We start from the raw sequence: 22805 nt of genomic DNA, 5'->3' as shown, positions 1-22805 counted from the left end.
TGCCTCACATTCGTTGGTTGATGGGTTGTTTCGCGGGGTCAGTGGGGAGGGTGATGAACCTTGCGTCCTAGGGTGGGTTCGTGACAGGCAGTGAGAATTCGCCCCCAGAGGCGACACAAACAGACGACGGGTCGGGGCTGGCGCACTCGCTACGCCGCCGACACATGGCACTGATCGCGATCGGCGGATCGGTGGGGGCCGGGCTGTTCATCGGCTCCGGCGCGGTGATCCAGACCGCGGGGCCCGCGGCGGTGGTGTCCTACGCGTTGGCCGGGGCGCTGGTGTTCCTGACCCTGCGTGCGCTGGGCGAGATGGTCGTGTCGGTGCCGGCCGGGGGTTCGTTCTCCGACTACGCCCGGTTGGCCTTCGGTCCCCGGGCCGGGTTCACCATCGGCTGGTTGTACTGGTGGATGTACGCGGTGCTGGTGGCCGCGGAGTCGGTGGCCGGGGCCGCGATCCTGAGCCAGTGGGTGCAGGGTGTGCCGCCCTGGGCGCTGGCCCTGGTCGTGCTGCTCACGATGACGGTGGCCAACCTGATCTCGGTGCGGGTCTTCGCCGAGACCGAGTCGCTGTTCTCCCTCGTCAAGGTCGCCACGATCGTGGCGTTCCTGCTGGTGGGCGGGTTGTACGCGCTGGGGTTGTGGACCGGCGCGCAGGGGGCGACGGTCTCCCACCTGTGGGACCTGGGCGGGTTCGCGCCCAACGGCTGGGTGGCGGTGCTGGGCGCGACGGTGGTGGTGCTGTTCGCCTTCGGTGGTGTGGAGATCATCACGATCGCCGCCGGTGAGAGCGCCGAGCCGGAGCGGGGGGTGGCGTCGGCCATCACCAACGTGCTGTGGCGCATCGGCCTGTTCTACGTGGCCTCCATTCTGGTGGTGGTGATGGTCGTGCCGTGGAACTCCACCGACCTGGACCGCAGCCCCTTCGTGGTGGTCATGGAGATCGTGGGCATTCCGGGCGCGGCGCTGATCATGGAGATCGTGGTGCTGATCGCGGTGCTGAGCGTGCTCAACGCCGCCATGTACACGTCCTCGCGGATGCTGTTCATGCTGACCCGCCAGGGTGACGCTCCCCGGGTGCTCAGGGGTACCAACCGCCGTGGGGTGCCGGTGCGGGCGATCCTGTTGGGCACGGTGGTGGGGTATGCGGCCGTGGTCGCCGACTACCTGTTCCCGGGGCAGGTGTTCGCGTTCCTGGTGGCCTCCATCGGCGCGATCCTGCTGGTGTTGTTCCTGACGATCTGCGCCTCGCAGCTGGTGGTGGGTGCGCGGGTGCGGCGCAACGCGCCCGAGCGGCTCACGTTGCGGATGTGGGGTTTTCCCTACCTGACGTGGGTGACCCTGTTGGGGTTGGTGGCGATCTTCCTGGCGATGGCGACCCTGCCCGAGCACCGTCAGGCGCTGTGGGCGACGGTCGCGGCCGTGGTGGTGGCGGTGCTGGCCTACGAGGCGCGTCGTCTGTTGGGCGCCGCCCCGCCCAGTCGGCGGGTGCTCGGTGTGGAGGGGCGGGCCACGCCCGAGGAGCTGGACCGGGTGGCCGGGACGGGCTCGGTGTCGGCCGCCGTCGGTGGAGCGGAGGGCTCCGAGGGTGAGGAGCGTTCCGGTGGGGGTTCGGAGGGTGAGGACCGCTCCCCCGGCCGGTGAGCGGGGCCCGTCCCCGCACCGGGCTCCGAGTGAGGGTTCGCGTGGCGTCGTCTCCCTGGTGGAGGCGGCGCCGCGCCGCGTTCGCGGGGGGTGTGTGAGCGGTGCGAAGGCGGTTGTGGTGGCGGGTTCGGGGCGGGTGAACGGGACGGTGACCCCCGGGTGGCCGGAACGCACCTCTTGGTGGTTATGGTGCTGAACTCCGTTTTTGTCGCTATGGTGCTGCGCAACCCCTGAGAGGAGCACCCCCGTGCGACATTTCGTCGGTTTCCTGTCCGGCCTGATCCTGGGCCCGGTCCTACTTCTGGTGACTGGTTGGGCGTTCGCTCACCTGCGGGGCCTGAACGCCGTCCAGTCCGACGTCCTACAGGGCACCGGCCCCGTGGCCGTGGCCGGACTGGTGGGCGTGGGCCTGTTAGTCGCCCTGGTCGCGGTCCCGCCGCGCCTGACCCCGATGCTGCCCTTCGCCGCCGCCCTGGTCGTGGGTGGGGCGACCGCCGCAGCCCTGCTGCGCATGCACCTGCTCGAACGGCTGCCGGTCCTGCCTGGTGTGGAGGGCGCCCTGACGCTGCTGCCCCTGGGCGTGTTCGTGCCCCTGGCCCTGGTGTTGGCCGCTCCGGTGTTCGTGGGCGCCCGCTGGGTCCGCGAGGACGAGGACGGCCCCTCACGGGAGGAGTACTTCGACGGCCTCTACGAGGACGGGGACGACGACCGGCCCCGTTCCACCTCGACCCGAGCCGAGCCTCCCGTCCCGGAGCACCACCAGCCCCGGCACCGTCTGGAGGACGCCTGAGGGCTGAGGCAGCCCAGAACACGAGGGGCCCGGGAGAACGCTCTCCCGGGCCCCATTTTCGTTGACATAGGGGTACGCGGCCTTCGCCGGGCCGGTCAGCGCCAGGCCGGGCCCCAGCCCGAGCTCTGGGAGACCCCGCGCGGCATGCGGGGCAGCCCGGTCGGCGTGCTCGTGGAGGGCGCACCCGGCGCGGGGGTCCCCTCCCCTGGCCCGGTCGGTGCCGGGGCGGTGGGTGCGGGTTCCTCGGAAGACCGGGCCGTACCCTCCCCCGCGGAGCCGGTGGAGGTGTGCGTGGTGGCGGGCGTGCCGTGACCGCCCTGGCGGCTGCTCGGGTCCGGGGCGCCACTCCCCCGCTGTTCGGTGGCCGGTGGGAGCTCTTGGTCGGCCGGGGGCGGCTCCCAGGGAGCGCTCTGCGGGGCGGATTCGTCGGGGAGGGCGTCGGCGGGCCCGGTGCTCCGGAGAGTGCCTTCGGAGCCGCTCCCGTGCCCGGTGGCGGGCAGGCCGGTGGGGTCGTCCCCGGCGACGGTCCCGGTCAGCCCGGGGATCCCCTCCGGGGCGGCCGGGGGGAGCGCGGCGTCGGGGCTGTGCCTGTCGGGGGTGTCTCCTGTGGGCTGGTCCCGGTCCTCGGGTTCGATCCGGGGGACGAACCCGCGCACGCGCTGGGCCTCGGCCGCGGGGGTGTGCAGCACGACGGGTTCGGGCAGGGGGGTGTGGTCCTGGGCGTCGGGGTCGGGGATGGCGGGTTCGGCCGGGGCCACCCGGTTCCACCACAGGGCGGCTTCCTCGGTGTCGAGTTCGGAGTCCACCTGCAACCAGCCGCGTACGTGCGGCAGGCGTCGTCCGGCGTTCCAGGAGCGGGGGTAGGGCTGTTCGTCCAGGACCAGGACGTGTTCGCCGTCGATGGTGGGGATCTCGGCGGGGACGCCCTCGTTCCAGACCCAGGCGCCGTCGTGGGCGACCAGGTTCCACCAGCCCCACACGGTCTGGGCGGCGGGGTCGACGGGGCCGTCGCGGAAGGAGGCGGTCCAGCGCGGGTCCGGGGGGTCGCCGGGCAGGCCTTGGCCGTGGGGGCCGATGAGGGCGTCGGCGAGCAGGGTGTGGAGTTGGAAGTTGTCGCTGATGCCGTCGAAGAGGACGCGGAAGGCGCGGCCGGAGGTGCGGTCCATGACCAGGGCGGAGGAGGCCTCGGCCATGCGCAGCAGGGCGCGGACCTCGTCGAACTCGGTGAGTTGGTCGCTGAGCTGGTTGGCGATGGCCACGAGTTCGGCGTGCAGGGAGGGGTCGCGCCTGGTGTGGGCGCGGACGCCGGGTTCGCCCAGCATGGTGCGGGCGGCCAGGCCGTGGCGGCGGATGGTCCACCAGCACATGGTGGCGGCGGGGGCGTCGGGTCCCAGTTCGGCGGCCACGCGGGCCTCGGCGTCGGCGGTGACGGCGTCGGGGTCGGGTGGGGGTCCGCCTCCGGTGCGTTCCCAGGCGCGGACGAAGACGATGGCGCCCTTGCCCATGGTGCGTAGGCGGTGCAGGGTCTCGATGCCGGCGGGGCCGGGGTCGGTGCCCATCTCGACCAGGGCTCCGGCGACCACGGACAGGTCGGCGATGATGCCGGGGGCGGCGTGGTCTCCGGAGAGCAGGGGGGTGAGGGCCTCCAGGGCCAGCTCCCGTTCGGAGGCGGGGATCTGGGAGGCCAGGAGGTAGACCTTGTGGACGGCGGGTGGGAACTGTTGGGGGTCGGTGGCGACGGAGGCGTCGATCAGTTCTTGGAATGCCGCGCGAAACTCGTCGACCATGGGTCCGTCCCCTTTCTCACGCAACCAACCTAATGTCTCATCAGGGAAGGATCGCACTTTAATGGGCTGTATCGGGCGTTGCTGGTGGGTTTGTTGGTGATTCGAGATGAGTGAGTGTTCGTTGAGTGGCAGCTCACACGGCCTGTGCGGGGTCACAGGCCCAGTCGTGTGACCGCGTTGTCCTCCAACGGGTTGGCGGTACGAATGTAGTCGTGGACGGTCTGGGCGTTGGTCCAGCGGCCCTGGCGCATGATCTCGCGGTCGTTGGCCCCGCCCAGGGCGGCCTGGGTGGCGAACCCGGCGCGCAGGGAGTGCCCGCCGAAGTCGTCGGGGTCCAGCCCGGCCCGTTCGGCGTAGCGTTTGACCAGGTTGCCCACGGCCTTGGGGGTCATCGCCTTCTCTGCCGGGCGGCCGTGTCGGTCCACGGCCGGAAGGAGCGGCCGGCCGGTGCCGTCGGCCAGTTCCAGGCGGGTCAGGTCCTGACAGGAGTGGGCGGGTGCGGCCTCGGGGGGCCGGGGGCGTCGCAGCCAGGCGCGCACGGCCTCGTTGCCGCCGTCGCGGTGCACCACCACCAGCGCCGACCAGTCGGCCACGGCGCACACCGGGCAGGTCAGGCGGTGGCGTCCCCGGGGCAGTGCCACGCGCTGGTGGGACCTGCCCTCCTGGTCGGTCTTGGTCGCCCACAGCGACGCCACCAGGGTGGGTGCTCCGGAGGCGGCGTCGGTGCGCAGTTCCAGGTCGTCGAAGCTCAGCTTGGCCAGCTCCGAGCGGCGCAGCGCCCCGGCGAAGCCGGTCAGCAGCAGCACCGCGTCGCGCCTGCGGGCCACGCCCCCGGGGTGGCCCTCGGGCGGGCGCACCGCCAGCATCGACTCCAGGGTGCTCAGCACCACGGGGGCCTTGCGGCGCGGGCGGGCCCTGCGGGTGCGGCGGATGCCGCGCAGGGTCATGCGCACCACCTCGGCGCGGGTGGGTGAGTCCAGGCCGTGGGCGCCGTGGACGGCGGCGATGGCGGCCGAGCGGCGCTCCAGGGTGGCCGGGGAGAACGCCCAGGTGGCGCCGTCCTCGCCGCGCTGTTCGGCGCAGGCGGCCAGGTAGACGGCCACGTCCACGGGGTCGGCGGGTAGGGAGGTGCGCTGTTCGGCCAGGCACCAGGCGCCGAAGGAGGTCCAGTCGGCGCGGTAGGCGCGCAGGGTCGCCGGGGACTGGGCGTTGGTCAGGTACCGGCCCAGGGTGTGGGCCTGTTCGGCGTCGAAGCGCTCACGGACCCGTTCCAGGGCGCGGGTGTCCACCAGGACGCCGGGGTCCAGGTGTTCCAGGCGGGCCCGCACAGTGGTGGGCAGGGCGATCTCGGCCCGGGGCTCGGGTGTCAGGGAGGGGTCGGTGGTGTCCACGGGTTCCATTGTGGCCCGGGTGGGGGCCCGGGAGTGGCAGGCGGGCGGGCGAGTGGGCGGTGGGGGCCGGGGGTCAGCCGAACAGGTGGGTGGTCAGCGCTCCCCACAGCTCGACCGGTGAGACGGTCAACAGCAGCAGGCCCACCGACAGGACCAGCGCGACGGCGAAGGAGATCGCCGCCTTCCTGCGCCGCAGGAAGGCGGCGGTGACGGCCCCCACGGCAGGGACGACCCAGGCCATGATCAGGAACCAGATCAGGGCGGTGCCGATGGCGCGCACCGCCTGGGCCTCCTGCTCGGCGAGCAGCCCCGGGTCGGGTACGGCGCCGGGGTCGATGGGGTCGGCGGTCATGTCGAAGGCGTTGAGCCCGGCCAGGAGCAGGGCGAGCAGGGCCAGCGGACTGCCCAGCGCCCACAGTGACCACAGCAGGACCCACAGGGCGGTCACCCGGCGGTCGGGCGGGTCGGCGACGGTGACCGGGGTCCGGCTCACGGGGCGTCTGTCCGGGATCTGCCCGGGTTCGACACGGCCCTGCTCGGTGGCCGGGGCGGGCTCGGACGGCCCCTGGAGGGGCTTGCGGCGGTTGCGTTTCTTGGGTGACACTCCCGGGAGCCTACCCGGCCAGACCGGCCAGGTGGATGACCACCACGAACACCACGGGCCAGACCAGCAGCGCCAGGGACCACAGGGCGGCCCTGCGGTCGCCCGCCACGGTGGCCACGGCCGCGGCCAGGAAGGGCAGGCCCACGGCCGCGCCGAAGGCCAGGGTGAACCACTCGGCGGCCGAACCGGCGTGGGAGTCGGCGTCGACGCCCATCAGGTAGCCGAGGGGGCCCAGGGCCAGCGCGAGCAGGGCCAGGACGATGACGACGACACGGATGCCGGTGGGGTGGCGGGTGTTGCGGCCACCGCCGGAGGAGGAGGGACGTTCAGACACGGGGGCCGTGGTGCCTTTCGAGAACGGTGGCGGGCCAGGGCGGCGTGGCCCACCAACGGGTGTGGGGGTGGGCTGGGTCGTGTTCGCCGGTGCGGGCGCGAGACCGGGGTGGCTGTGGCCGTGCCGCGCGACCCGGTGGGCGCGGGCTCGGAGGAGCCTGGCAAAGCATCCGCGGAACACTCCCTCGCGTGCGCACGCCGCGGCCCGCCCACGCGAGGCGCCGGGCGCTCGCGTGTCGGGCGTGGTGTGCTCCCTAAAACGTACTCCACCTGGGGGGTGTCCGAAACCCGGGGGCGTCGGCGTGTGGGGTGGTTCTCATGGTGCGGGGGTCACTGGTGGGGCCAGGGACGGGCGGCGGTGACCAGTCCGGTGAAGGCGGCCAGGAGGCGGAGTTCGTCGATGGTGCGGGGCGCGGTGGTGAGCAGGTCGGGTGAGTGCACGACCAGGGCCAGGACCTGGGCGCGGGACAGGGCGACGTTGAGCCGGTTGCGGTCCAGGACGAAGGAGGGGCCGCGGCTGGTCTCGGCGGCGTCGGAGGTGGTCATGGAGCACAGGACGGCGGCGGCCTCCTGGCCCTGGAACTTGTCGACCGTGCCCACCCGGACCCCTTCGAGGGCGGGGGTGTCCTCCTGGGCGTGGGCCAGGGCCTGGCGCAGGGTGCGCACCTGGAGGTTGTAGGGGGCCACGACGAGGATGTCGTGCCCGGTGAGGGGTCGGGGGCCCTGGTCGGGGTCGGTGGTGACGTGTTCGGTGACCAGGTGGCGGGCGGCGGCCACCACCGCCTGGACCTCCTCGGGGCTGTGGGTGGTGCGGCCGGTGTGGTGGACGGGCAGGGTGTACACGCCCGGGTCGAGCTTGCTGGGCGCGGTGGGGGTGCCCAGGGTGCGGTGGGCGGTGGTGGGGTGGGCCTGGAGTCGGCCCTGGTAGGACAGGTCGGAGACGGGCGCGCACACGTGGGGGTGCATGCGGCGGGTCTGGTCCAGGAAGTAGCCCAGGGCGGGGTCGATGATGGCGTCCTCGCCCATGAGGTGTTGCAGGGCGGAGGCGTCGGCGCCCTCGGTGTGCACGCCCTGGACGACCTGGGGCAGTTGTTGGGGGTCGCCGAGCAGGACGAGGTTGTGGGCCGAGGCGGAGACCGCCAGGGTGTCGGCCAGGGCGAACTGTCCGGCCTCGTCGATGATGAGCACGTCCAGGGGGTCGGCGATGGTGTCGGCGCCGGACATGCCCCAGGCGGTGCCGCCGATGAGGACGGGTTGTCCCTGGGCTGCGCGTTTGGTCCGCCAGTTGGCCAGGACCTTCTGGCTGGAGGGCTGTTCCCAGGGGGCGTCGGGGTCCTTCTTGCCGCCGCGCGGGCGTTTGGCGGCCGCGACCTCCAGGCCCTGGTGGGCGGCGGCGCGCAGGGCGGCGGCCATGACGTTCTCCACGGCCTTGTGGCCGGTGGAGCACACGCCGACGCTGCGGCCCTCCTTGATCAGGTGGGTGATGAGCTGGGCGGCCAGGTAGGTCTTGCCGGCGCCGGGCGGGCCCTGGACGGCCAGGTAGGAGTGGTCCAGGCGGTCCACGGCGGTGATGGCTGCGCTGATGAGGTCGCCCTGTTCGGGTGCGGGCAGCGGCCCCGGGGGGTGCAGGCGCGGGGGGAGGCGGCGCAGGACGTCCAGGCCGGGGTGGTGGGGCCACTCGGGCAGGCCCGCGACGGCGGTGTGGGCGACGCTCTCCAGGGCGCCGTCCTTGGGTTTGGGGTCCACCGGGGAGCCGGGCAGGGCCGCCACGGGTGCGCGGGAGACGGTCTCGTCGGGGTGGGCGGTCTCCACCAGGGTCAGAGCGTCGGGTTCGGCGCGGGTGACGGTGGCGGGGTGGGTGGTGGCGGCCTGGCCGGGGGCGCCGGGGTGGAGCAGGTGGACGCTCTCGCCGGTGGTGAAGGGGTTGGGGTGGGCGCGGTCCAGGCGCATGGACACCTCGCGGCGGGCCTTGGTGCGCCTGCCGGTGGGCTCCTCCCACTCCCCCACGTGCACCTGCCAGGGGACGGCGCAGTTGCTGTCGGTCTCCAGGTCCTGCAGGGGTGCGCTCTGGCGTTGGAAGTGTTCACGCCAGGGCGGGGTGTTCTCGCGCTGGTAGTAGCCGACCAGGGCGGCCAGGGAGGCGCGGGGCTGGTCCTGGGGGGTGCGCTCGTCGGGGTCGGAGGGCACGTGTTCGAGGAGGGGTTCGGTCAGGGCGGCGTGGCGGGCGGCCTTCTCGGCGCGTTTGCGGGCGCGTTCGGCCTCCTCCTCGGTGAGTTCGAACTGGATGAGGGGCCGGTCGGTGATGCCCTGTTCGGTGCGGTGGGTCTCCAGCCAGTCGCGCAGACGGGCGGTGGAGTGGCAGTCGTCGCGGTTGTAGGCGGCGATGTCGGCCAGCACGTTCGCGGCGGCGTCGGTGTCGCCGGCCTCCTGGGCGGCCAGGTAGGCGGCGTAGGCGTCGATGCTGGAGGCGGCCGTGGTGACTCCGCCGTCGCGTGCGGAGTCCAGGTAGAGGGGTTCGAGGTACTTGATGGAGTAGGAGCGCTGGGACACGCGCAGGCTCTTGCGGACCACGGTGAACAGGTCCACGAGCCGGTTCTCGCGCAGGAGCCGGTTGACCTCCTCCTCGCGGGTGTCGAACTCGGCGCTCAGGTGCTTGAGGCGGTCCACCTCGTAGGAGGCGTAGTGGTAGACGTGCGCGTTCTCGTCGGCGTCCACGCGGGCGGTGGCGAAGTCGACGAAGTCCTCCAGTGCGCGTTTCTCCTGGGCGCGGTCGTGGGCCCAGAAGGCGTGGAAGGTCTCGTGTCCCTGGGCGTCCTCGGTGGTGGCGCCGAACAGGTACTCCAGGCCGCGTTCGCCCTGGCGGGAGTGGTAGGGGTAGCCCTCCATGTCGAAGAAGACGTCGCCGGGGCTGGGTGCGGGCAGGGTGGCCAGGCCCTCGGGTGAGAACACCTCGGCGGTGACGGTGCCCTGGGGGTTGGCGGGGGTGCGGGTGGTGTCCTGGCGGACCTGGAGGGCGGCCTGGGCGCGCAGTTGGTCGAAGGAGCGGCGCGGCAGGGTGGTGGGGCGGGCGTCGTCGGGTGCGCTGGCCAGGGCGTCGATGGTGTCCAGGCCGGCGTCGGTGAGTTTGGTGGCCTGGTCGGTGCGCAGCCCGGCGACCAGGGACAGGTGGCGGGCGGCGGTGCGCCCCTGGGAGCACCAGGTGGCGTAGCCGCATCCGTCGCAGCCGGGGCGGGGCTGGCCCCAGGTGGGGGTGGGCAGGGCCGGTTCGGTGGCCAGGTGTGCCAGGAGTCGGTCGGTGACGGTGGTGAGGATGGGGGTGAACTCGGCGGTGGGCAGGGTGTGGGTGTGCTGGTCGCCGGTGAGCAGGTGCATGTGCTGGGGGGTGTGTCCGTGCAGGACGGACACGGCCTGGGCGTAGGCGGCGAGCTGGACCACGGCGGCGGGGCCGGGGCGGCGGGCGAGTTTGGTGTCCCAGGGTTCGTAGGTGAGGGGGGTGGGGGCGTTGGGGCGTGTGTGGCCGGTGGTGGGGTCCAGGTCGGAGCGGATGAGGAAGTCGGCGCGTCCGTGGAAGGCGACGGTGTCGGTGAGGGGGTGGTGGAAGGAGGCCTGGTAGATGACGGGGGCTCCGGCGGCCATGGCCTGGGCGGTGGCGTGGGCGGCCTGGGCCAGGGAGTGGTCGTCGGCGGTGGGGGGTTCCACGCGGACGAGGTCGTCGCCGAACAGGGTGGTGAGGCGTTCGAGTTCGGCCTTCTCGTGCAGGTCGCCGTGGTGGGCGACCAGGGTGTCGACCTCTTCGGGGCGGGGGGCGCCGGGTACGTGGGCGGCGAGCGCGCTCTTGAGGGCGCTGCGGTGGTCGCACTCCAGTGTGTCGACGAGGTCGGTGGGTGAGACGACCCAGCCGGTGGTGGTGCGGAACAACGCCCGACTCCCCTTGGTGTTGTGGTGCCTGCGGTGGTGGGTGGTGGGGATTGTGCCATGCCGGGGCGACGTGCGGGGACCCCTGTGCGCTGGTGAGCGGCCCGGCGTGGGGGTGGGTGGTGGCCCCGGTGGTGGAGTCTACGCGGGGTCGGGGGCGTGTGGGGGGTGATCGGTGCAGGTCAGCGGGTTGGGGGTGGAGACGGCGACGCGCCCCGCACCGGTGGAGGGTGCGGGGCGCGTCGGGTGTGCCGTGGTGGGCGTGGCGGTTAGCTCACGACCTCCCAGGCGACGGTGCCCACACCGGAGCCGGTGCCGATGATCTCGTCGAAGGCGGCCGTGGACAGGTCCAGGCAGCGTCCGGCGATGAAGGGGCCGCGGTCGTTGATGCGGACCGTGACCGACTTGCCGTTGTTGGGGTTGGTCACCTTCACCATGGTGTTGAACGGCAGCGTCTTGTGGGCGGCCGTCATGCCGTAGGTGTCGAAGGTCTCGCCGTTGGCGGTGGTGGCGCCGTGGAAGCCGTCTCCGTAGAAGGAGGCCTCGCAGGTGCCGCCCTCTCCGGTGCTCTCTCCGCCGGAACCTCCCGAGTCACCGGAGGGTGCCTCGGGTTCGGTGGTCTCCTCCTCCTCGGGCTCCTCGCGGACGTCGGAGCCCGAGGCGGTCAGGGCCTGGGGTGCCCCGGCCTGGGAGCGGTCCTGGTCGTCCTCGGGCTGCGCGGTGTCCTGTTCGGGCTCCTCCACGACCAGCGTCTGGGGCTGGGCCTTGGGGATTCCGGCGGCGTTGGTGGCGGTGCCCGGGTCGGCTCCGGAGATGAGGACGGCCGCCGCGGCGGTTCCGCCCACGACCAGGGTCAGGCCGGCGGCCGAGGCCACGACCAGTGCGCGCTTGCGGCGTGAGCGTGAGCGCGCGGCGGCCTGGCGGGGTCCGACGACGGGTGCGGCCTCGGTGGCCGCGTCATGGTCGTCGGCGGGCGGGATCTGGGGCTCGTTTGTGCCCACAACACAGTCCTTCGAACGGGAACAGGGGCGTGGCGGTGACCTCCCGGCACGGCGGCCGTGGGAGGCGCGGTGCGCCAGGTGGTGCGGGCCCCGGAAGCGGGTGGAGCCGAGCACGGGAGACAGCGGGGACCGCCGGTGGCTTGGCACGGGGTCCGGGCGCAGAGCCTAGGGGTAACGCGAGGGTAACGGTACCGGAAAGTGCCGGTTTGTGGAACTTATCACCCACTGATATGGGACGTCCTCAGTTCGAGTCGACGCGGGGGCAACCCCAGCGGAAAGAGGCTGGTCAGCGGGTTGGGCAGGTCCAGGCCGCTGAGCTCGGCCACCGCCTGCGACAGGGTGGAGTTGTCCAGATGTCCGCCCACGGCGGGGATCAGGGCGGCCATGGCCTCCAGGGGTGGGGCTCCCAGGGTGGCGGCCGCGTAGCGGGCGGCCACCGCCGGGGTGCGCGAGGCCCCCGCCCAGCAGTGCAGCAGCACCCGTTTGCCCTCGGCGCGCAGGGCGGCCACGGCGGAGGCGGCCTCGTCCAGGGTGAAGTGCAGGTTCGGATTGCGGCCCGGGGTGTCGTGCAGCCACACCCGCACCCAGTCCGGGCCTGCCAGGTGGGGGGCGTCCTCGGGGTGGGTGCGGCACAGCGAGACGGCCGCGTCCACCTCCTCGGGGCGGGAACGCAGGAAGTCCAGGTTGCCGAGGAGCACCTGGGGATCCAGGGGGTGGGGCACGACGAAGGGCGGCAGCCGCTGCTCGGCCCGTTCACGGATGGGCAGCTGGGGCCAGCGGTCGGGATGGGAACCGTTGAGGGCCACCAGGGCGGCGACGGTCAGCGCGTGGGGGTCGGTGTGCTCGCTGAGCCTGCGCACGGCCTGAAGGGGCAGGGCCGAGGCCCCCCACCGCGCCCCGGCCAGCGCGCCGGTGTACATCGCGGCCAGGTCGCCGTGGGAGTGGTAGGCCGCCCACACCGTGTCCACCAGGTGGGCGCAGGCGAACGTGCCCCGGGAGGGACCGTCCACGGGCTGGGGGGTACGGGTCAGGGCCCGCCAGGAGGCGCCCAGGGGGTCGTCGTTGGTGGTGTGCTCCAGCACGGGTTCGTCGGTGGGCGCGGCGCCGGTGAGCACCAGGGAGCGCAGCGCCCGTGCCCACACGGCCTGCTCCGGGGCGGCGCCCGGAGGGGCGGAGCCGTGGCGCAGGGTGGCGCGGACCAGGTGGGCCAGTGGCTCGGCTCCGGTTCCCTCCGTCGAGCCCTGGAAGGCGGGGGTGGTCGCGGCGGCGGCGAAGCTCTGGGCCAGGGGTGCGGGGGTGCCGACCAGGGCCGCCGCGGCGACGGCGCCCTGGAGGGAGCCGACGGCGCGGTCGTGGGAGGGTTCCTCGACGGGGCGAGTGTGGATGGGTGCTGGGGACACGGTTTTCCTGTCCGGTGCGGGGTCGGGCGGCGAGCCCGGCCCGGGTGGGGTCGGGGTCCACCCGTGGTCTTCCCTGGAGAGGTCGCCCCGGCACCCGCCTTGCCGGTTGTGGCCATGCCGGAACCCCGGCCCGGGTGGGGCGTGGACAGGTGGCGCCGGGGTGGTCAGGATGGAAGGTGCTATGCACACCATCGACGTCGCGCGCCCGGTGCGCGCTCTGGCCTCCCTGTCCGCGCTCGCCGTGGGTGACGCCTTCGGCTCCCAGTTCTTCGTTCCCGACAACCGTTCCCGCCTGGTCGACCGGGAGCTGCCTCCCGGTCCCTGGCAGTGGACCGACGACACCGAGATGGCGGCGTCGGTCTACGCCGAGGTGCGGCGCGGCGTCGGGGTGGACGCTGACCGGTTGGCGTCCTCCTTCGCCCATCACCACGACTTCGACCGGGGGTACGGTCCGGCCACGGGTCGGATGCTGCGGCTGGTCCGGGAGGGCGGTGACTGGCGGTCGCTGGCCTCGGAGTTGTTCGAGGGGGCGGGGTCCTTCGGTAACGGGGCGGCGATGCGGGTGGCGCCGCTGGGCGCCTGGTACGCCGAGGATCTGGACGAGGTGGCCGCCCAGGCCGAGGTGAGCGCGCGTGTGACCCACACCCACCCCGAGGCGGTGGACGGGGCCGTGGCGGTGGCGTTGGCGGCGGCCCTGGTGGCGCGGCACGAGCTGTTGGGCGCGGGCCCGTTCCTGGACCGGGTGGTGGAGCGCCTGCCCCAGGGGCGGGTGCGTGAGGCGGTGCGGGACGCCCGTGCGCTGTTGATCACCACCGATTCGATCGGTGTGGCCCGTGAGCTGGGCAACGGGTCCCGGGTCAGTGCCCTGGACACGGTGCCGTTCGCGTTGTGGGTGACGGCCCGGTACAGGTCGGGGTTGGCGTCGGCGCTGTGGGCGGCGGTGGCGCCGGGCGGGGACATGGACACCACGTGCGCGATCGTGGCGGGTGCGCTCGGGGCGGGGCTGCCCGCCGGTGCGCTGCCGCGTGAGTGGGTGGAGCGCACCGAGCCCCTGCCCGCGTGGGCGTTGGGCTGAGCGTCAGGGGCGCTGTCGGGGCGGGTACAGGAGGCGTTCGCGGTGGCGTTGGCGGCGCACGGCGGTGACGACGATCAGTGCCAGCCCCGCTGAGACGCCCAGCGCGGGCAGGAGCAGTAGCGATCCCAGCGTTCCGAAGTGGCCGGTCACGAGGGTGCCGGTGGCCTGGGCGTCGGGGGCGATCCCGAAGCGGACGTCGTCGGTGCCCTGGCAGGTGAGGGCGTACTCCCCCGGTTGGGTCAGGGTGGCCGTGCCGATCATCGCCCAGGACCGGTTCTTCTCCTCCACCTGGTGGTTGAAGGTGGGGTAGGCGAAGACGGGGTGGCCTCCGTCCGGGTCGGTCAGGGTGCAGGCGGTGTGGTCCACGCCCCGGGGTGAGCCGTACAGGAGCCATCCCTGATCGCCCTGGGTGCTTTGGACGGTGAAGGTGGCGCTCTGGGAGCCCTGGGTGCTCGCGGCGAACTCGGGCAGGGCCACGGCCCGCACGAACAGGAGGGTGACCAGGACGGCGCCCGCGACCACGGACAGTGCGAGGAGTGTGCCGCCCACCCAGAACCAGGCACGGGAGGGGCGCAGCTCCCGTGGGTCCACGTGGGTTCGGCGCCGGCGGGGGCCGGGGTTCGGTGCGGCCATGCGGTGAGTGTCCCACGCCTGACCTGGGGTCCCCATGCCCTTGGTGCGGTTTTGGGCGTGGCCTGTCTGATCCGTGGCCTCAGGCGTCGGGGGCGGGGGCGTCCTCGCCGAGTGTGGCGTCGATGGTGGCGTGCGGCAGGGTGTGGGCCGAGGTGGGCGTGGTGGTGGCGACGCGGTCGCGCTCGTGCTGGAGGGGCCGCGTGTCCGAGCGCGGGTGGCCACGGCGTGGGGCCCGGCGCTTGTGATGCCGACGGGTGGCCAGGGGGCGGGCGATGACTCCCCGAGGGTTTGAGGGTTGGCGGCCAGGGGTGGCCTCTTTGGTGTGACTTCGCTAGGGAAAGTCTCAAAAAGGACTTAAATGACACACTTGAAGGTGGGTGGCGCGGGGCCGCCCTGACTCTGTGAGGGGGCGTGATGGACCAGGACGAGGTCATCCGGTTCGTGGACGGACTGGGCGAGGTCGACGTGATGACCGCGAGCCGGGAGAGCGGGGCGCCCGAGATCGCCTGGGGCGACTCCTTCTTCCTGTACGACCCGGACGGCCGGGCGCGCGAACGCGACGGCTTCACGCCGTTCGCGACCGTGGTGACCAGGGACTATCCGGGCTTCGACGCCGACTCCGACCTGGACCGGCCCGGGGTGTTCCGGGTCAACGCCGCGGTGGGGCGTGCGCTGTTCGAGGAGGTGGTGGGCCACGCCCCCGCCGCGCACGCCGAACACCGGGTCGGGATCGACTTCACCGAGCTGGACCGGCTGCTCCCCCATCCGGCCTACGCCGCCCAGGGGTGGGTTTCGGTGCTCAATCCGGGTCCGCGTACCGGGGAACGCATCCGTGAACTGCTGGTGCTGGCCAGGGACCGGGCCGCCGCCCGGCACCGTCCCAGAGGCTGAGGGGTCAGCCGTTCTCACGGTCGTGGCGCTCCCGTGCCGCGCGCACGTCATCGCGGTGATCGTTGGCCCAGCGGTCCAGGGCGGTGAGGGGCTCCAGCAGGGTGTGTCCGAGCCGGGTCAGCGTGTAGTCCACGCGCGGCGGGACGCTGGCGTGCGCGGTGCGCTCCACCAGGCCGTCACGGACCAGGGCGCGCAGGGTCAGGGTCAGCATGCGCTGGCTGATCCCGTCGATGGCGCGGTGCAGTTCGCTGTAGCGGTGCGTGCGCTGGCCGAGCATGACGATGACGAGCACGCTCCACTTGTCACCGACCCGGTCCAGGACCTCGCGGACGGGGCAGTCCTCGGGGCCCTTGGTGAGGTCGCGTTCGGTCAGGGGAACACCGGTGTTCGTCGCGGACATGAAAGTTCCTTCTTGAGGTCGGCCTGCCCTACCTGCATACTCACTGATCAGTAGGTTACGCACAAGAAGTATGTGAGGGGTGGTGGGTGTGAGCGACACGCGGACGCGGAGCACGCCCGAGCCGGTGCCGGAGCAGGATGAGGGCCACACGCCCCTGCCCGTGGTCGGCGGACTGGTGACGTTGGGGTCCGAGGACGCGCCCGCGTGCTCGGACGGAAACTGCTTGTGAGGGGAACGTCCGTGCAGATCGAAGTGTGGTCCGACATCGTGTGCCCGTGGTGCTACATCGGCAAGCGGCGCCTGGAGCGGGCCCTGGAGGGGTTCGAGCACGCCGACGAGGTCGAGGTCGTCTGGCGCAGCTTCCAGCTCGACCCCGGCTTCCCCCGTGGGGTGAGCGAGCCGGTCCTGGACTCCCTTGCGGCGAAGACGAACTCCACCCCCGACCAGGTCCGTGCGATGACGGCGCAGGTCAGGGAGATCGCCGCGCAGGAGGGGCTGCACTACGAGTTCGACAGTGCGGTCATGGTCAACACCTTCGACGCCCACCGGCTCACCCACCTGGCCAGGGAACGGGGCCTGGGCGGCCAGGCCCACGAGCGACTGATGCGGGCCCAGCTCGTGGAGGCCCGTGACCTGGGCGAGGTGCGGACCCTGGTGGAGCTGGCCGTGGAGATCGGCCTGGACGCCGGTGAGGCCCGCACCGTGCTGACCGGAGACGCCTACACCGCCGAGGTCGAGGACGACATCCGTACCGCGCGTGCCCTGGGCGCCACCGGGGTGCCGTTCTTCGTGATGGACCGTGCCTTCGGTGTCTCGGGCGCGCAGCCGCTGGAGGTGTTCACCTCGGCACTGGAGAAGGCCTACGCCCAAGGGGCCTGACTCTGCGGCCGAATCCCCTGTCGGGTCAGGTCGTCTCACCCCTGCCGAGGGCACGGGAGGAGGGCGGAGGTGAGGGTTCACCCGAAGGATCCGGTGGTCGTGGCGGTGGCGACCGACCCCCGTGCGGTGGGTGCCGGACGCCGCGGCCCCGGGGTCCCGGTGGCCCGTCCACGCCGCGGCCCCGCTCCCCCGGTGAGGAGGGCGGGGCCGCGGCGCGGTGCGTGGACGGGCTACTGGATCGGGACTCCGGGGATCTCGCCGAAGGCACCCGCGTACAGGGTCATCTCCGCCACGTCCGGGCTCGGGGCGGGGAAGACCGCCAGGGCCATGTACTCCTCGCCCGGGGACAGGGTGAGGATCTCGTCGGCGAAGTCCTCGTACACGCCCTCCCCCGTGCGGATGCGGATCACGTAGCGGATCACGCCGGTGTCGGGTTCCTCCAGGCGGAAACCGCCCATGGTGCCCTCGGTGTACTGCTGGGGACTGCCGGGCAGGAACGCCTCGTCGCCCTCCAGGTCGGCCTCCAGGTCCGACAGGGTGGAGTTCTGGAAGCCCACCATCTGGAACAGGTAGGCGCCGTCGCGCACCATCGGGTAGACGTTCAGGTCCAGGTCCTCGTGGGCGACCGTGGTGAAGGGGTCCAGTTCCTCGAAGTAGGGCGCCGGAGGACCGACGTGGCGCTTGGCCGCCTCCAGGCCGCCGCCCTCCTCGGTGCCGTTGTCGGCCATGGGGACCTCGTAGGAGAACTCGACGCGGCGGTTGCGGGCGCGGGCCTCCTCGTCGTCGTCCCCGCCCTCCTGAGCGAGCAGTTCCCCACTGCCCCGGCCCTCGGTGGTCAGCGTGAAGTCCGACCCCAGTTCCTCCTCCAGCAGAGCGCGCACGGCCTCGGCGCGCTCCTCGGACAGGGTCTGGTTGTAGTCGTCCGATCCCTTGCCGTCGGTGTGGCCGACGACGGTGACCTCCACGTCCTCGCCGAGGTTCTCGCGCAGGGACTGGGCGGCCTCCCTGATGGTGTCCACGGCCTCGTCGGTGGGGTCGGACTCGTCGAACGCGAACATGTTGTCCGCGTGCAGGGCGATGGTCTCCTCGTCGCCGGCGCGGGTGGTGGAGGCGGTGGAGCTGTCCACGAAGCTCTCCATGGACTGGACGAACTCGGCGGTGTTCAGTCCGGGCTCCGGCGCGGTCTCGGGGTAGACGATCTCGTCCTCGGGCAGGTCCCCGTTGATCACCCAGGTCTCGGGGTCGATGTAGTCGTGCACGTCGGGTTCGGGGAGCTGGGTGAACTCGTCGACGTAGCTGACGGGGACGCCGGGCACGTGCCCGGCGGTCATTCCGGTCAGGGTCAGGAACTCCACGTCCTCGCTGGGGGCGGGGAAGTACCGGCGGATGGGCGCGGCCAGGTGTTCGTGGATGGGGACGAGGTCGCTGCCCTCGATGAAGTAGCTGCCGTAGGGTTCGCCGTGCTCCTCGTCGGTGACGGGGAGCAGGACCTCGCCGGAGACCGGGTCGACCAGGCGGACGGGGGCGCCCGCGTAGGAGATCTCCTCGCCGGTGATGGTCTCCAGGATGGTGCGGCTGAAGTCGATCATCAGGTATTCGCCGTCGTGCTCCAGGGCCTCGACGGTGATCTCCACGGCGACGTCGTTGCCGCCCTCGACGAACATGCGGCCCTGGCGCACGAAGGGGAGTTCGACGTCCTCGGCGGTCACCTGCTCGGCGGCCTCCTCGGAGGCGGCGGTCTCCCCCTCGCCTCCCTCGCCGGTGAGGTCGCGGACCAGGCCGCAGGAGCTGAGGGCCAGGCTCAGGGCGATGACCACACCGGTCACGCCTAGGGCTCGTTGGGACATGGTCGGGGGACTCCCTCATGGTGGTGCCGTGCTCCGGCCGGGGTGCCGGGATGATTGGTCAGCCGGTCAGACGCGCCGCGGGGCCTTCTGGTTGCGGGAGCTCGTTTACGGGTGTGCGCGGAAGCGGGGAGCGGGGCCCTGCCTCCGTGGCCCCGAACGCCCAGGAGTGCTTGGATGGAGGCGTCACGTGACCCGTGGGCGGCACGGACGAGGAAGGGCGGGCACGTTCCCATGTCGGAGATGGTGTTCGGGGCGGTGCCGGTGCTGGCCGCCGTGCTGACCGGCCTGTTCGCGGGTCTGTTCCTGTCCTTCTCGATGGCGGTCATGCCGGGGCTGGCCCGCGCTGGCGACCGCGCGATGATCGAGTCGATGCAGGGCATCAACACGGCCATCCTGAACCCGCTGTTCGCGGTGGTCTTCGTGGGGGCGCCGGTGGCGGCGCTGGGGTCGACGGCGCTGTACGCCTCCTCCGGTTCCCTGAGGCCCCTGGTCTGGTCGGGGGCCGGTCTGGCCCTGCTCCTGGCGGCGGTGGTGGTCACCTTCGCCGTGAACGTGCCCCGCAACAACTCCTTGGACCAGGCCGGTACGGCCGAGCGCCTGCGCGACCCGGCGGCGGTGCGGGCCGCCTTCGAGCCGGGGTGGGTGCGGTGGAACAACGTGCGTTCCCTGGCCTCGGTGGCGGCGCTGGTCTGCTCGGTCATGGCCCTTCTTCCCGCCTGAACCGTCTCCGCGGCCCTCCGGCCAGTGCGTTGCGGGCCGTGGCGACCCCTGGTGTGAAACGGTGACGGGGTGAGTCCGCACATTGAGACCTTCGACCCCGCCGCGACCCCGACGGCCGACCTCGCCGCCTGGAGTTCGGTGTACACCGACGGGCAGTCCGCGCTGTCGGGCAGCGCGGCACCGGCGGAGGAACTGGCCACCCGTCTGCGCGCCGGGCGCGCGGGCCGGGCCTGGCGTTGGGCGGCCCGGATCACCCCGGGGCACCCCATCCACGGTGTGGCCGAGCTGCGCCACCAGCACCACGACGCGCGCATCGGGTTCCTGCGCCTGTTCGTCGCCGACCACGTGCGGCGCCGGGGCACCGGCCGCCGGCTGCGTGAGGCCGTGGTGGAGGAGGCCCGCGCCCAGGGGATGGACCGCCTCCAGAGCACCGTGCTGGCCGGGGAACCCGGCGAGTCCTTCGCGCGCGCGAGCCCCTACCTGCGCACCCTGCTGCGGTTGGAGCTCCAGAAGCAGTACCTGGACGAACCCACGCTGCGCCGCTGCTGGAGCCTGGCCGCCACGCCCGCGCGCGGGTACCGGCTCACCCACTGGGAGGGGCCGGCGCCCGACCACATGGCCGCCTCCTTCGGGCGGGTCATGGCCCACCTGCTGGACGCTCCCGGGGCCGCACTCCAGGGGGAGGCGCACGCCTGGGACGTGCCCAGGGTCCGCGAGTGGGAGCGTCAGATGACCTTGGACGGTTCGCGGCTGGTGGTGGGCGCGGCCCTGGACCGTATGTCGGACCAGGTGGTCGCGGCCACGGTGAGCACGGTGACGCGGGGTGTGGTGGCCGAGCAGCACGACACGGCGGTGCTGCCCACGCACCGGCGCAGGGGGCTGGCCAGCCGGGTCAAGGCGACCCAGGCGCTGCGGGTGCACGACCTGTTCCCGCACGTGGAGGCGGTGGCGGTGACCATCAACCAGGAGAACCGGGCGATGCTCGCGGTCAACCGCTCCCTGGGTTACCAGAGGGTCAGTGAGCGGCTGCTGGTGGAGGAGGGACTGGACCCGCGCTGACGGCCCGCGGGGTCAGCCCAAAGGGTCACTGACGTGCTTGCGGGCGCTGTCGTAGATGACCTGGCTGCGGAAGGAGGCCACCTCGCGGCGTTCGGTGAGCCGATCGATGAGGAAGCTGTGCAGGGCGTCCAGGTCGGGCACGGACACGTGCACCAGAAAGTCCTGCTCCCCCGCCACCACGTACACCGCGAGGACCTCGGACAGGGCGAACATCGCCGTCTTGAAGCCCTCGATCGCCCGACGGCTGGGCGGGCGCAGCTCCACGGACACGAACGCCTCCACCCTGCGGTTGAGCGCCGCCGGGTCGATGTCCGCGTGGTAGCCGCGGATCACCCCGCGCTGGTGGAGCAGCCGCACGCGTTCCAGGCAGGTGGAGGGCGCCACCCCGAGCTTGTGAGCCAGGGCCCGGTTGGTCTGCCGAGCGTCCTGTTGGAGTTCCCGCACGATCGCCGAATCAAGTTCGTCCATGCGGGGAAGTCTAGGCCCGCCGCCGAATAGTGTTCGGGAATCGCCCCCGGGCACTGTTTCCATAGCTAGTTTCAGCGTTGTCGACACGACAGATGAACGGGGAGCAGTACATGAGCATGTCCACCAAGCTGGTCGTCGTCCTGCGCTCGGACCTGGAGTTCGCGGTGGCCGCCAACGCCAGCGCGGTGCTCGGGCTGGCGTTGGGAGCACGGTTGGAGAACTCGCTGGGGGCCGACGGCAAGGACGCGGGCGGCCACGCGCACGCCGGGATCAATCCGCACCCGGTACCGACCCTGGCCGCCTCCGACCAGGAGTTGCGCCGCATCAAGGCGCTGGCGGACGAGCGGGACCTGACAGTGGTGGGCTTCAACGAGGTGGCCCGGCGCTCCCGCACCTACGAGGACTACCTGGAGCGGCTCGCGCGGACCGAACCGGCGGACATGGAGTACGTGGGGTTGGCGGTGTTCGGACCCAGGAAGGACGTCAACAAGCTGACCGGGGGGCTGCCCCTGGCCGGCTGAACGGGCAGCGCCCCCGCCACGGAGTCCCGTGACGGGGGCGCTGCGCGTGGATCACACGCCGAAGGCGTCCGGGTACCGGATGGTGCCGCGCGGGGTCGCACGCGAGGGATCCAGCGACAGGGCCATCATGGCCTCGTCGGGAACCTCGAACGGAGCGCGCACGCCGAACCCGGAGGCCGGGGTGAAACCGAACCTCGGGTAGAAGTCGGCGTGACCCAGGACCAGGACGAGGTTCTCGCCCAGGGCGCGGGCCGACTCCAGACCGGCGCGGATGGCGGCCGAACCGGCGCCGGTGCCCTGGAACTCGGGCAGCACCGAGCACGGAGCCAGCGCCAGGGCCGGGTGGCCGTCGACGTGGCAGCGGGTGAACAGGGCGTACCCGACCAGGGTGCCGTCTTCTGCCTCGGTGACGAAGGACAGGCCGTCGATCCACGCGGAGGTGTCCGCGCGCAGGGCGTCGACCAGGTCGGCTTCGGCCGGTCTTTCGAACGCGGCGCTGTTGATCGCGTGGATCGCGGTGACGTCGGCGCTGGTCTCGGGTCGGGTGGACCAGGCGCGGGTGGGGTGGGACAACGTTGAGGACCTTTGTTTTCGGGGGTCCCGTCGTGTGGTCAGGCCGGGACCCGCTGGTCGGAGGTGCTGGGGGCGTCGCTCGCGGCGGCGCTGGTCGTGACAGTCATCAGTTCACCTCTGTGGGTCCGGGCGGCCGACTCTCGGCGTCGCGGGGTCCAACGCTAGCAGGGGGGCGGGTGTTCCCCGTGATGAGAGCGTTCGCGGGTGCGAAGCGGGCGGTGGACCGGGGGTCTTGGAAGGCCTCCGAGGGTCCTGCGTGGAACCGTTCCGATGGCTAGGGTGTCTAACCCACAGGGCTTCGCGGCGTTCGGCGGGCCCGGTGACCCAGGCGGTGCGACGGTAGGGAGAGCCGGAACGGTGGAGCTGTTCGAGGAAGGCGCCAAGGTCCTGACCCAGGAGATGGTCAAGGGCGGATGGACGGTGGTCCAGGGCTGGATCACCCGGGTGTTCAAGGGCGACGAGGCCAAGCGGCGCAGGGCCCTGGACGAGGTGGCGGAGACCCGCCGTGAACTGGACGCCGGTGGCGGGGAGACGGTGTCGGCGGAGGAGGTCGAGCAGACCTGGCGGACCCAGCTGCGCCGGCTGCTGCGTGAGGACCCCGCAGCCGCCGCCGAACTGCGCGAACTCCTGGACGAGGTGGCTCCGTCCGCGGCCGGAGGCGTCACCAACATCGCCCGCGACGTGCACGGCGGGGTGCTCATCCAGGCGGGCACCATCCACGGAGGCGTGCACCGCGACGAGACCCGCTACGACGGCGACCACGTCGACATGAGCGGCAACCGGGCTGGCCGCGACGTGATCGGTACACAGAACAACCACGGCGACCGACGGGGCGAGAGCCGAGGGCACGGGGACGCGTGAACAGGCAGGAATCC

General features: G+C 72.5%; 21 protein-coding genes. 9 read left to right on the top strand and 12 right to left on the bottom strand.

Translation table 11 applies throughout. The features are described from left to right. Positions 1-164 precede the first annotated feature (164 nt). Positions 165-1643, top strand: a complete 1479-nt coding sequence (locus BDW27_RS05870; protein ID WP_110048523.1) for an amino acid permease — start codon at positions 165-167, stop codon at positions 1641-1643. Positions 1644-1890: 247 nt separating this feature from the next. Then, entirely contained in the window at positions 1891-2433 is a 543-nt protein-coding gene (locus BDW27_RS05865) for a hypothetical protein (protein WP_110048522.1), read from the top strand. Positions 2434-2528: 95 nt separating this feature from the next. Here the strand turns inward: BDW27_RS05865 and BDW27_RS27395 are convergent, their stop codons facing one another. The 7 genes from BDW27_RS27395 to BDW27_RS05825 form a co-directional block, all read right to left on the bottom strand. Next, a complete protein-coding gene (locus tag BDW27_RS27395; RefSeq protein ID WP_199560553.1) occupies positions 2529-4220 on the bottom strand; it encodes a hypothetical protein in 1692 nt (563 codons plus the stop codon). 152 nt (positions 4221-4372) lie between these two features. Then, the gene (locus BDW27_RS05850) at positions 4373-5620 is read right to left on the bottom strand and encodes a tyrosine-type recombinase/integrase (protein WP_026129034.1); all 1248 of its coding nucleotides are present in this window, start codon (positions 5618-5620) and stop codon (positions 4373-4375) included. A 64-nt stretch (positions 5621-5684) separates the two neighbouring features. Next, positions 5685-6215, bottom strand: coding sequence for a hypothetical protein (locus tag BDW27_RS05845; RefSeq protein ID WP_110048520.1), 531 nt, complete (start codon positions 6213-6215; stop codon positions 5685-5687). A gap of 10 nt (positions 6216-6225) precedes the next feature. After that, complete coding sequence (locus BDW27_RS05840) at positions 6226-6549, bottom strand: hypothetical protein (protein ID WP_017543370.1); 324 nt, start codon at positions 6547-6549, stop codon at positions 6226-6228. 329 nt (positions 6550-6878) lie between these two features. Further along, entirely contained in the window at positions 6879-10466 is a 3588-nt protein-coding gene (locus BDW27_RS05835; RefSeq protein WP_110048519.1) for a TM0106 family RecB-like putative nuclease, read from the bottom strand. Between the two features lie 266 nt (positions 10467-10732). Then, positions 10733-11464 (bottom strand): septal ring lytic transglycosylase RlpA family protein, encoded by a 732-nt coding sequence (locus tag BDW27_RS05830; protein WP_017543368.1) that lies wholly within the window; start codon positions 11462-11464, stop codon positions 10733-10735. A 218-nt stretch (positions 11465-11682) separates the two neighbouring features. Then, positions 11683-12864 carry a dual specificity protein phosphatase family protein gene (locus BDW27_RS05825; RefSeq protein WP_110048518.1) on the bottom strand — a complete coding sequence of 394 codons (1182 nt, stop codon included), beginning with the start codon at positions 12862-12864 and terminating at the stop codon, positions 11683-11685. Between the two features lie 181 nt (positions 12865-13045). Here BDW27_RS05825 and BDW27_RS05820 point away from each other — a divergent pair, with 181 nt between their 5' ends. Then, a complete protein-coding gene (locus tag BDW27_RS05820) occupies positions 13046-13939 on the top strand; it encodes an ADP-ribosylglycohydrolase family protein (protein WP_110048517.1) in 894 nt (297 codons plus the stop codon). Positions 13940-13942: 3 nt separating this feature from the next. Here the strand turns inward: BDW27_RS05820 and BDW27_RS05815 are convergent, their stop codons facing one another. Next, positions 13943-14572 (bottom strand): hypothetical protein, encoded by a 630-nt coding sequence (locus BDW27_RS05815; RefSeq protein WP_110048516.1) that lies wholly within the window; start codon positions 14570-14572, stop codon positions 13943-13945. 414 nt (positions 14573-14986) lie between these two features. Between BDW27_RS05815 and BDW27_RS05810 the strand changes: the two genes are divergently transcribed. Beyond that, complete coding sequence (locus BDW27_RS05810; RefSeq protein ID WP_110048515.1) at positions 14987-15463, top strand: DUF6194 family protein; 477 nt, start codon at positions 14987-14989, stop codon at positions 15461-15463. Between the two features lie 4 nt (positions 15464-15467). On the opposite strand, the gene BDW27_RS05805 is transcribed toward BDW27_RS05810, so the two are convergent. Next, positions 15468-15863 (bottom strand): helix-turn-helix domain-containing protein, encoded by a 396-nt coding sequence (locus BDW27_RS05805; protein WP_110048514.1) that lies wholly within the window; start codon positions 15861-15863, stop codon positions 15468-15470. A gap of 240 nt (positions 15864-16103) precedes the next feature. Here BDW27_RS05805 and BDW27_RS05800 point away from each other — a divergent pair, with 240 nt between their 5' ends. Next, positions 16104-16742, top strand: coding sequence for a DsbA family oxidoreductase (locus tag BDW27_RS05800; RefSeq protein WP_017543361.1), 639 nt, complete (start codon positions 16104-16106; stop codon positions 16740-16742). 230 nt (positions 16743-16972) lie between these two features. On the opposite strand, the gene BDW27_RS28060 is transcribed toward BDW27_RS05800, so the two are convergent. After that, positions 16973-18589: an OmpA family protein gene (locus BDW27_RS28060; protein WP_110048513.1), complete on the bottom strand. Its 1617-nt coding sequence runs from the start codon at positions 18587-18589 to the stop codon at positions 16973-16975. 231 nt (positions 18590-18820) lie between these two features. Between BDW27_RS28060 and BDW27_RS05790 the strand changes: the two genes are divergently transcribed. Together BDW27_RS05790 and BDW27_RS05785 are read left to right on the top strand one after the other, a co-directional pair. Beyond that, positions 18821-19309 (top strand): DUF1772 domain-containing protein, encoded by a 489-nt coding sequence (locus tag BDW27_RS05790; RefSeq protein ID WP_017543359.1) that lies wholly within the window; start codon positions 18821-18823, stop codon positions 19307-19309. Between the two features lie 69 nt (positions 19310-19378). Then, positions 19379-20368: a GNAT family N-acetyltransferase gene (locus tag BDW27_RS05785; protein ID WP_110048512.1), complete on the top strand. Its 990-nt coding sequence runs from the start codon at positions 19379-19381 to the stop codon at positions 20366-20368. Positions 20369-20380: 12 nt separating this feature from the next. Here the strand turns inward: BDW27_RS05785 and BDW27_RS05780 are convergent, their stop codons facing one another. Continuing rightward, complete coding sequence (locus BDW27_RS05780; protein WP_017543357.1) at positions 20381-20836, bottom strand: Lrp/AsnC family transcriptional regulator; 456 nt, start codon at positions 20834-20836, stop codon at positions 20381-20383. 110 nt (positions 20837-20946) lie between these two features. Here BDW27_RS05780 and BDW27_RS05775 point away from each other — a divergent pair, with 110 nt between their 5' ends. Then, positions 20947-21357: a DUF2000 domain-containing protein gene (locus tag BDW27_RS05775; RefSeq protein WP_110048795.1), complete on the top strand. Its 411-nt coding sequence runs from the start codon at positions 20947-20949 to the stop codon at positions 21355-21357. A 51-nt stretch (positions 21358-21408) separates the two neighbouring features. On the opposite strand, the gene BDW27_RS05770 is transcribed toward BDW27_RS05775, so the two are convergent. Then, entirely contained in the window at positions 21409-21930 is a 522-nt protein-coding gene (locus BDW27_RS05770; RefSeq protein ID WP_110048511.1) for a GNAT family N-acetyltransferase, read from the bottom strand. Positions 21931-22287: 357 nt separating this feature from the next. Between BDW27_RS05770 and BDW27_RS05765 the strand changes: the two genes are divergently transcribed. Continuing rightward, on the top strand, positions 22288-22791 hold the full coding sequence (locus tag BDW27_RS05765; RefSeq protein ID WP_110048510.1) for a hypothetical protein: 504 nt from the start codon (positions 22288-22290) through the stop codon (positions 22789-22791). The last annotated feature ends 14 nt before the right edge of the window (positions 22792-22805 follow it).

The sequence above is a fragment of the Nocardiopsis sp. L17-MgMaSL7 genome (genome assembly GCF_003182025.1).
Lineage (GTDB): Bacteria > Actinomycetota > Actinomycetes > Streptosporangiales > Streptosporangiaceae > Nocardiopsis > Nocardiopsis prasina.
Note: the sequence above shows the minus strand (reverse complement) of the source record. Positions and strands in the feature narration are given on the sequence as shown.

Bases quoted from the DNA above. Each gene is read 5' to 3' on its own strand.
- BDW27_RS28060 (WP_110048513.1), bottom strand. From the start codon at position 18,589: ATGTCCCAACGAGCCCTAGGCGTGACCGGTGTGGTCATCGCCCTGAGC.
- BDW27_RS05805 (WP_110048514.1), bottom strand. From the start codon at position 15,863: ATGTCCGCGACGAACACCGGTGTTCCCCTGACCGAACGCGACCTCACC.
- BDW27_RS05780 (WP_017543357.1), bottom strand. From the start codon at position 20,836: ATGGACGAACTTGATTCGGCGATCGTGCGGGAACTCCAACAGGACGCT.
- BDW27_RS05815 (WP_110048516.1), bottom strand. From the start codon at position 14,572: ATGGCCGCACCGAACCCCGGCCCCCGCCGGCGCCGAACCCACGTGGAC.
- BDW27_RS05820 (WP_110048517.1), top strand. From the start codon at position 13,046: ATGCACACCATCGACGTCGCGCGCCCGGTGCGCGCTCTGGCCTCCCTG.
- BDW27_RS05775 (WP_110048795.1), top strand. From the start codon at position 20,947: ATGAGCATGTCCACCAAGCTGGTCGTCGTCCTGCGCTCGGACCTGGAG.
- BDW27_RS05850 (WP_026129034.1), bottom strand. From the start codon at position 5,620: ATGGAACCCGTGGACACCACCGACCCCTCCCTGACACCCGAGCCCCGG.
- BDW27_RS05790 (WP_017543359.1), top strand. From the start codon at position 18,821: ATGTCGGAGATGGTGTTCGGGGCGGTGCCGGTGCTGGCCGCCGTGCTG.
- BDW27_RS05810 (WP_110048515.1), top strand. From the start codon at position 14,987: ATGGACCAGGACGAGGTCATCCGGTTCGTGGACGGACTGGGCGAGGTC.
- BDW27_RS05870 (WP_110048523.1), top strand. From the start codon at position 165: ATGGCACTGATCGCGATCGGCGGATCGGTGGGGGCCGGGCTGTTCATC.
- BDW27_RS27395 (WP_199560553.1), bottom strand. From the start codon at position 4,220: ATGGTCGACGAGTTTCGCGCGGCATTCCAAGAACTGATCGACGCCTCC.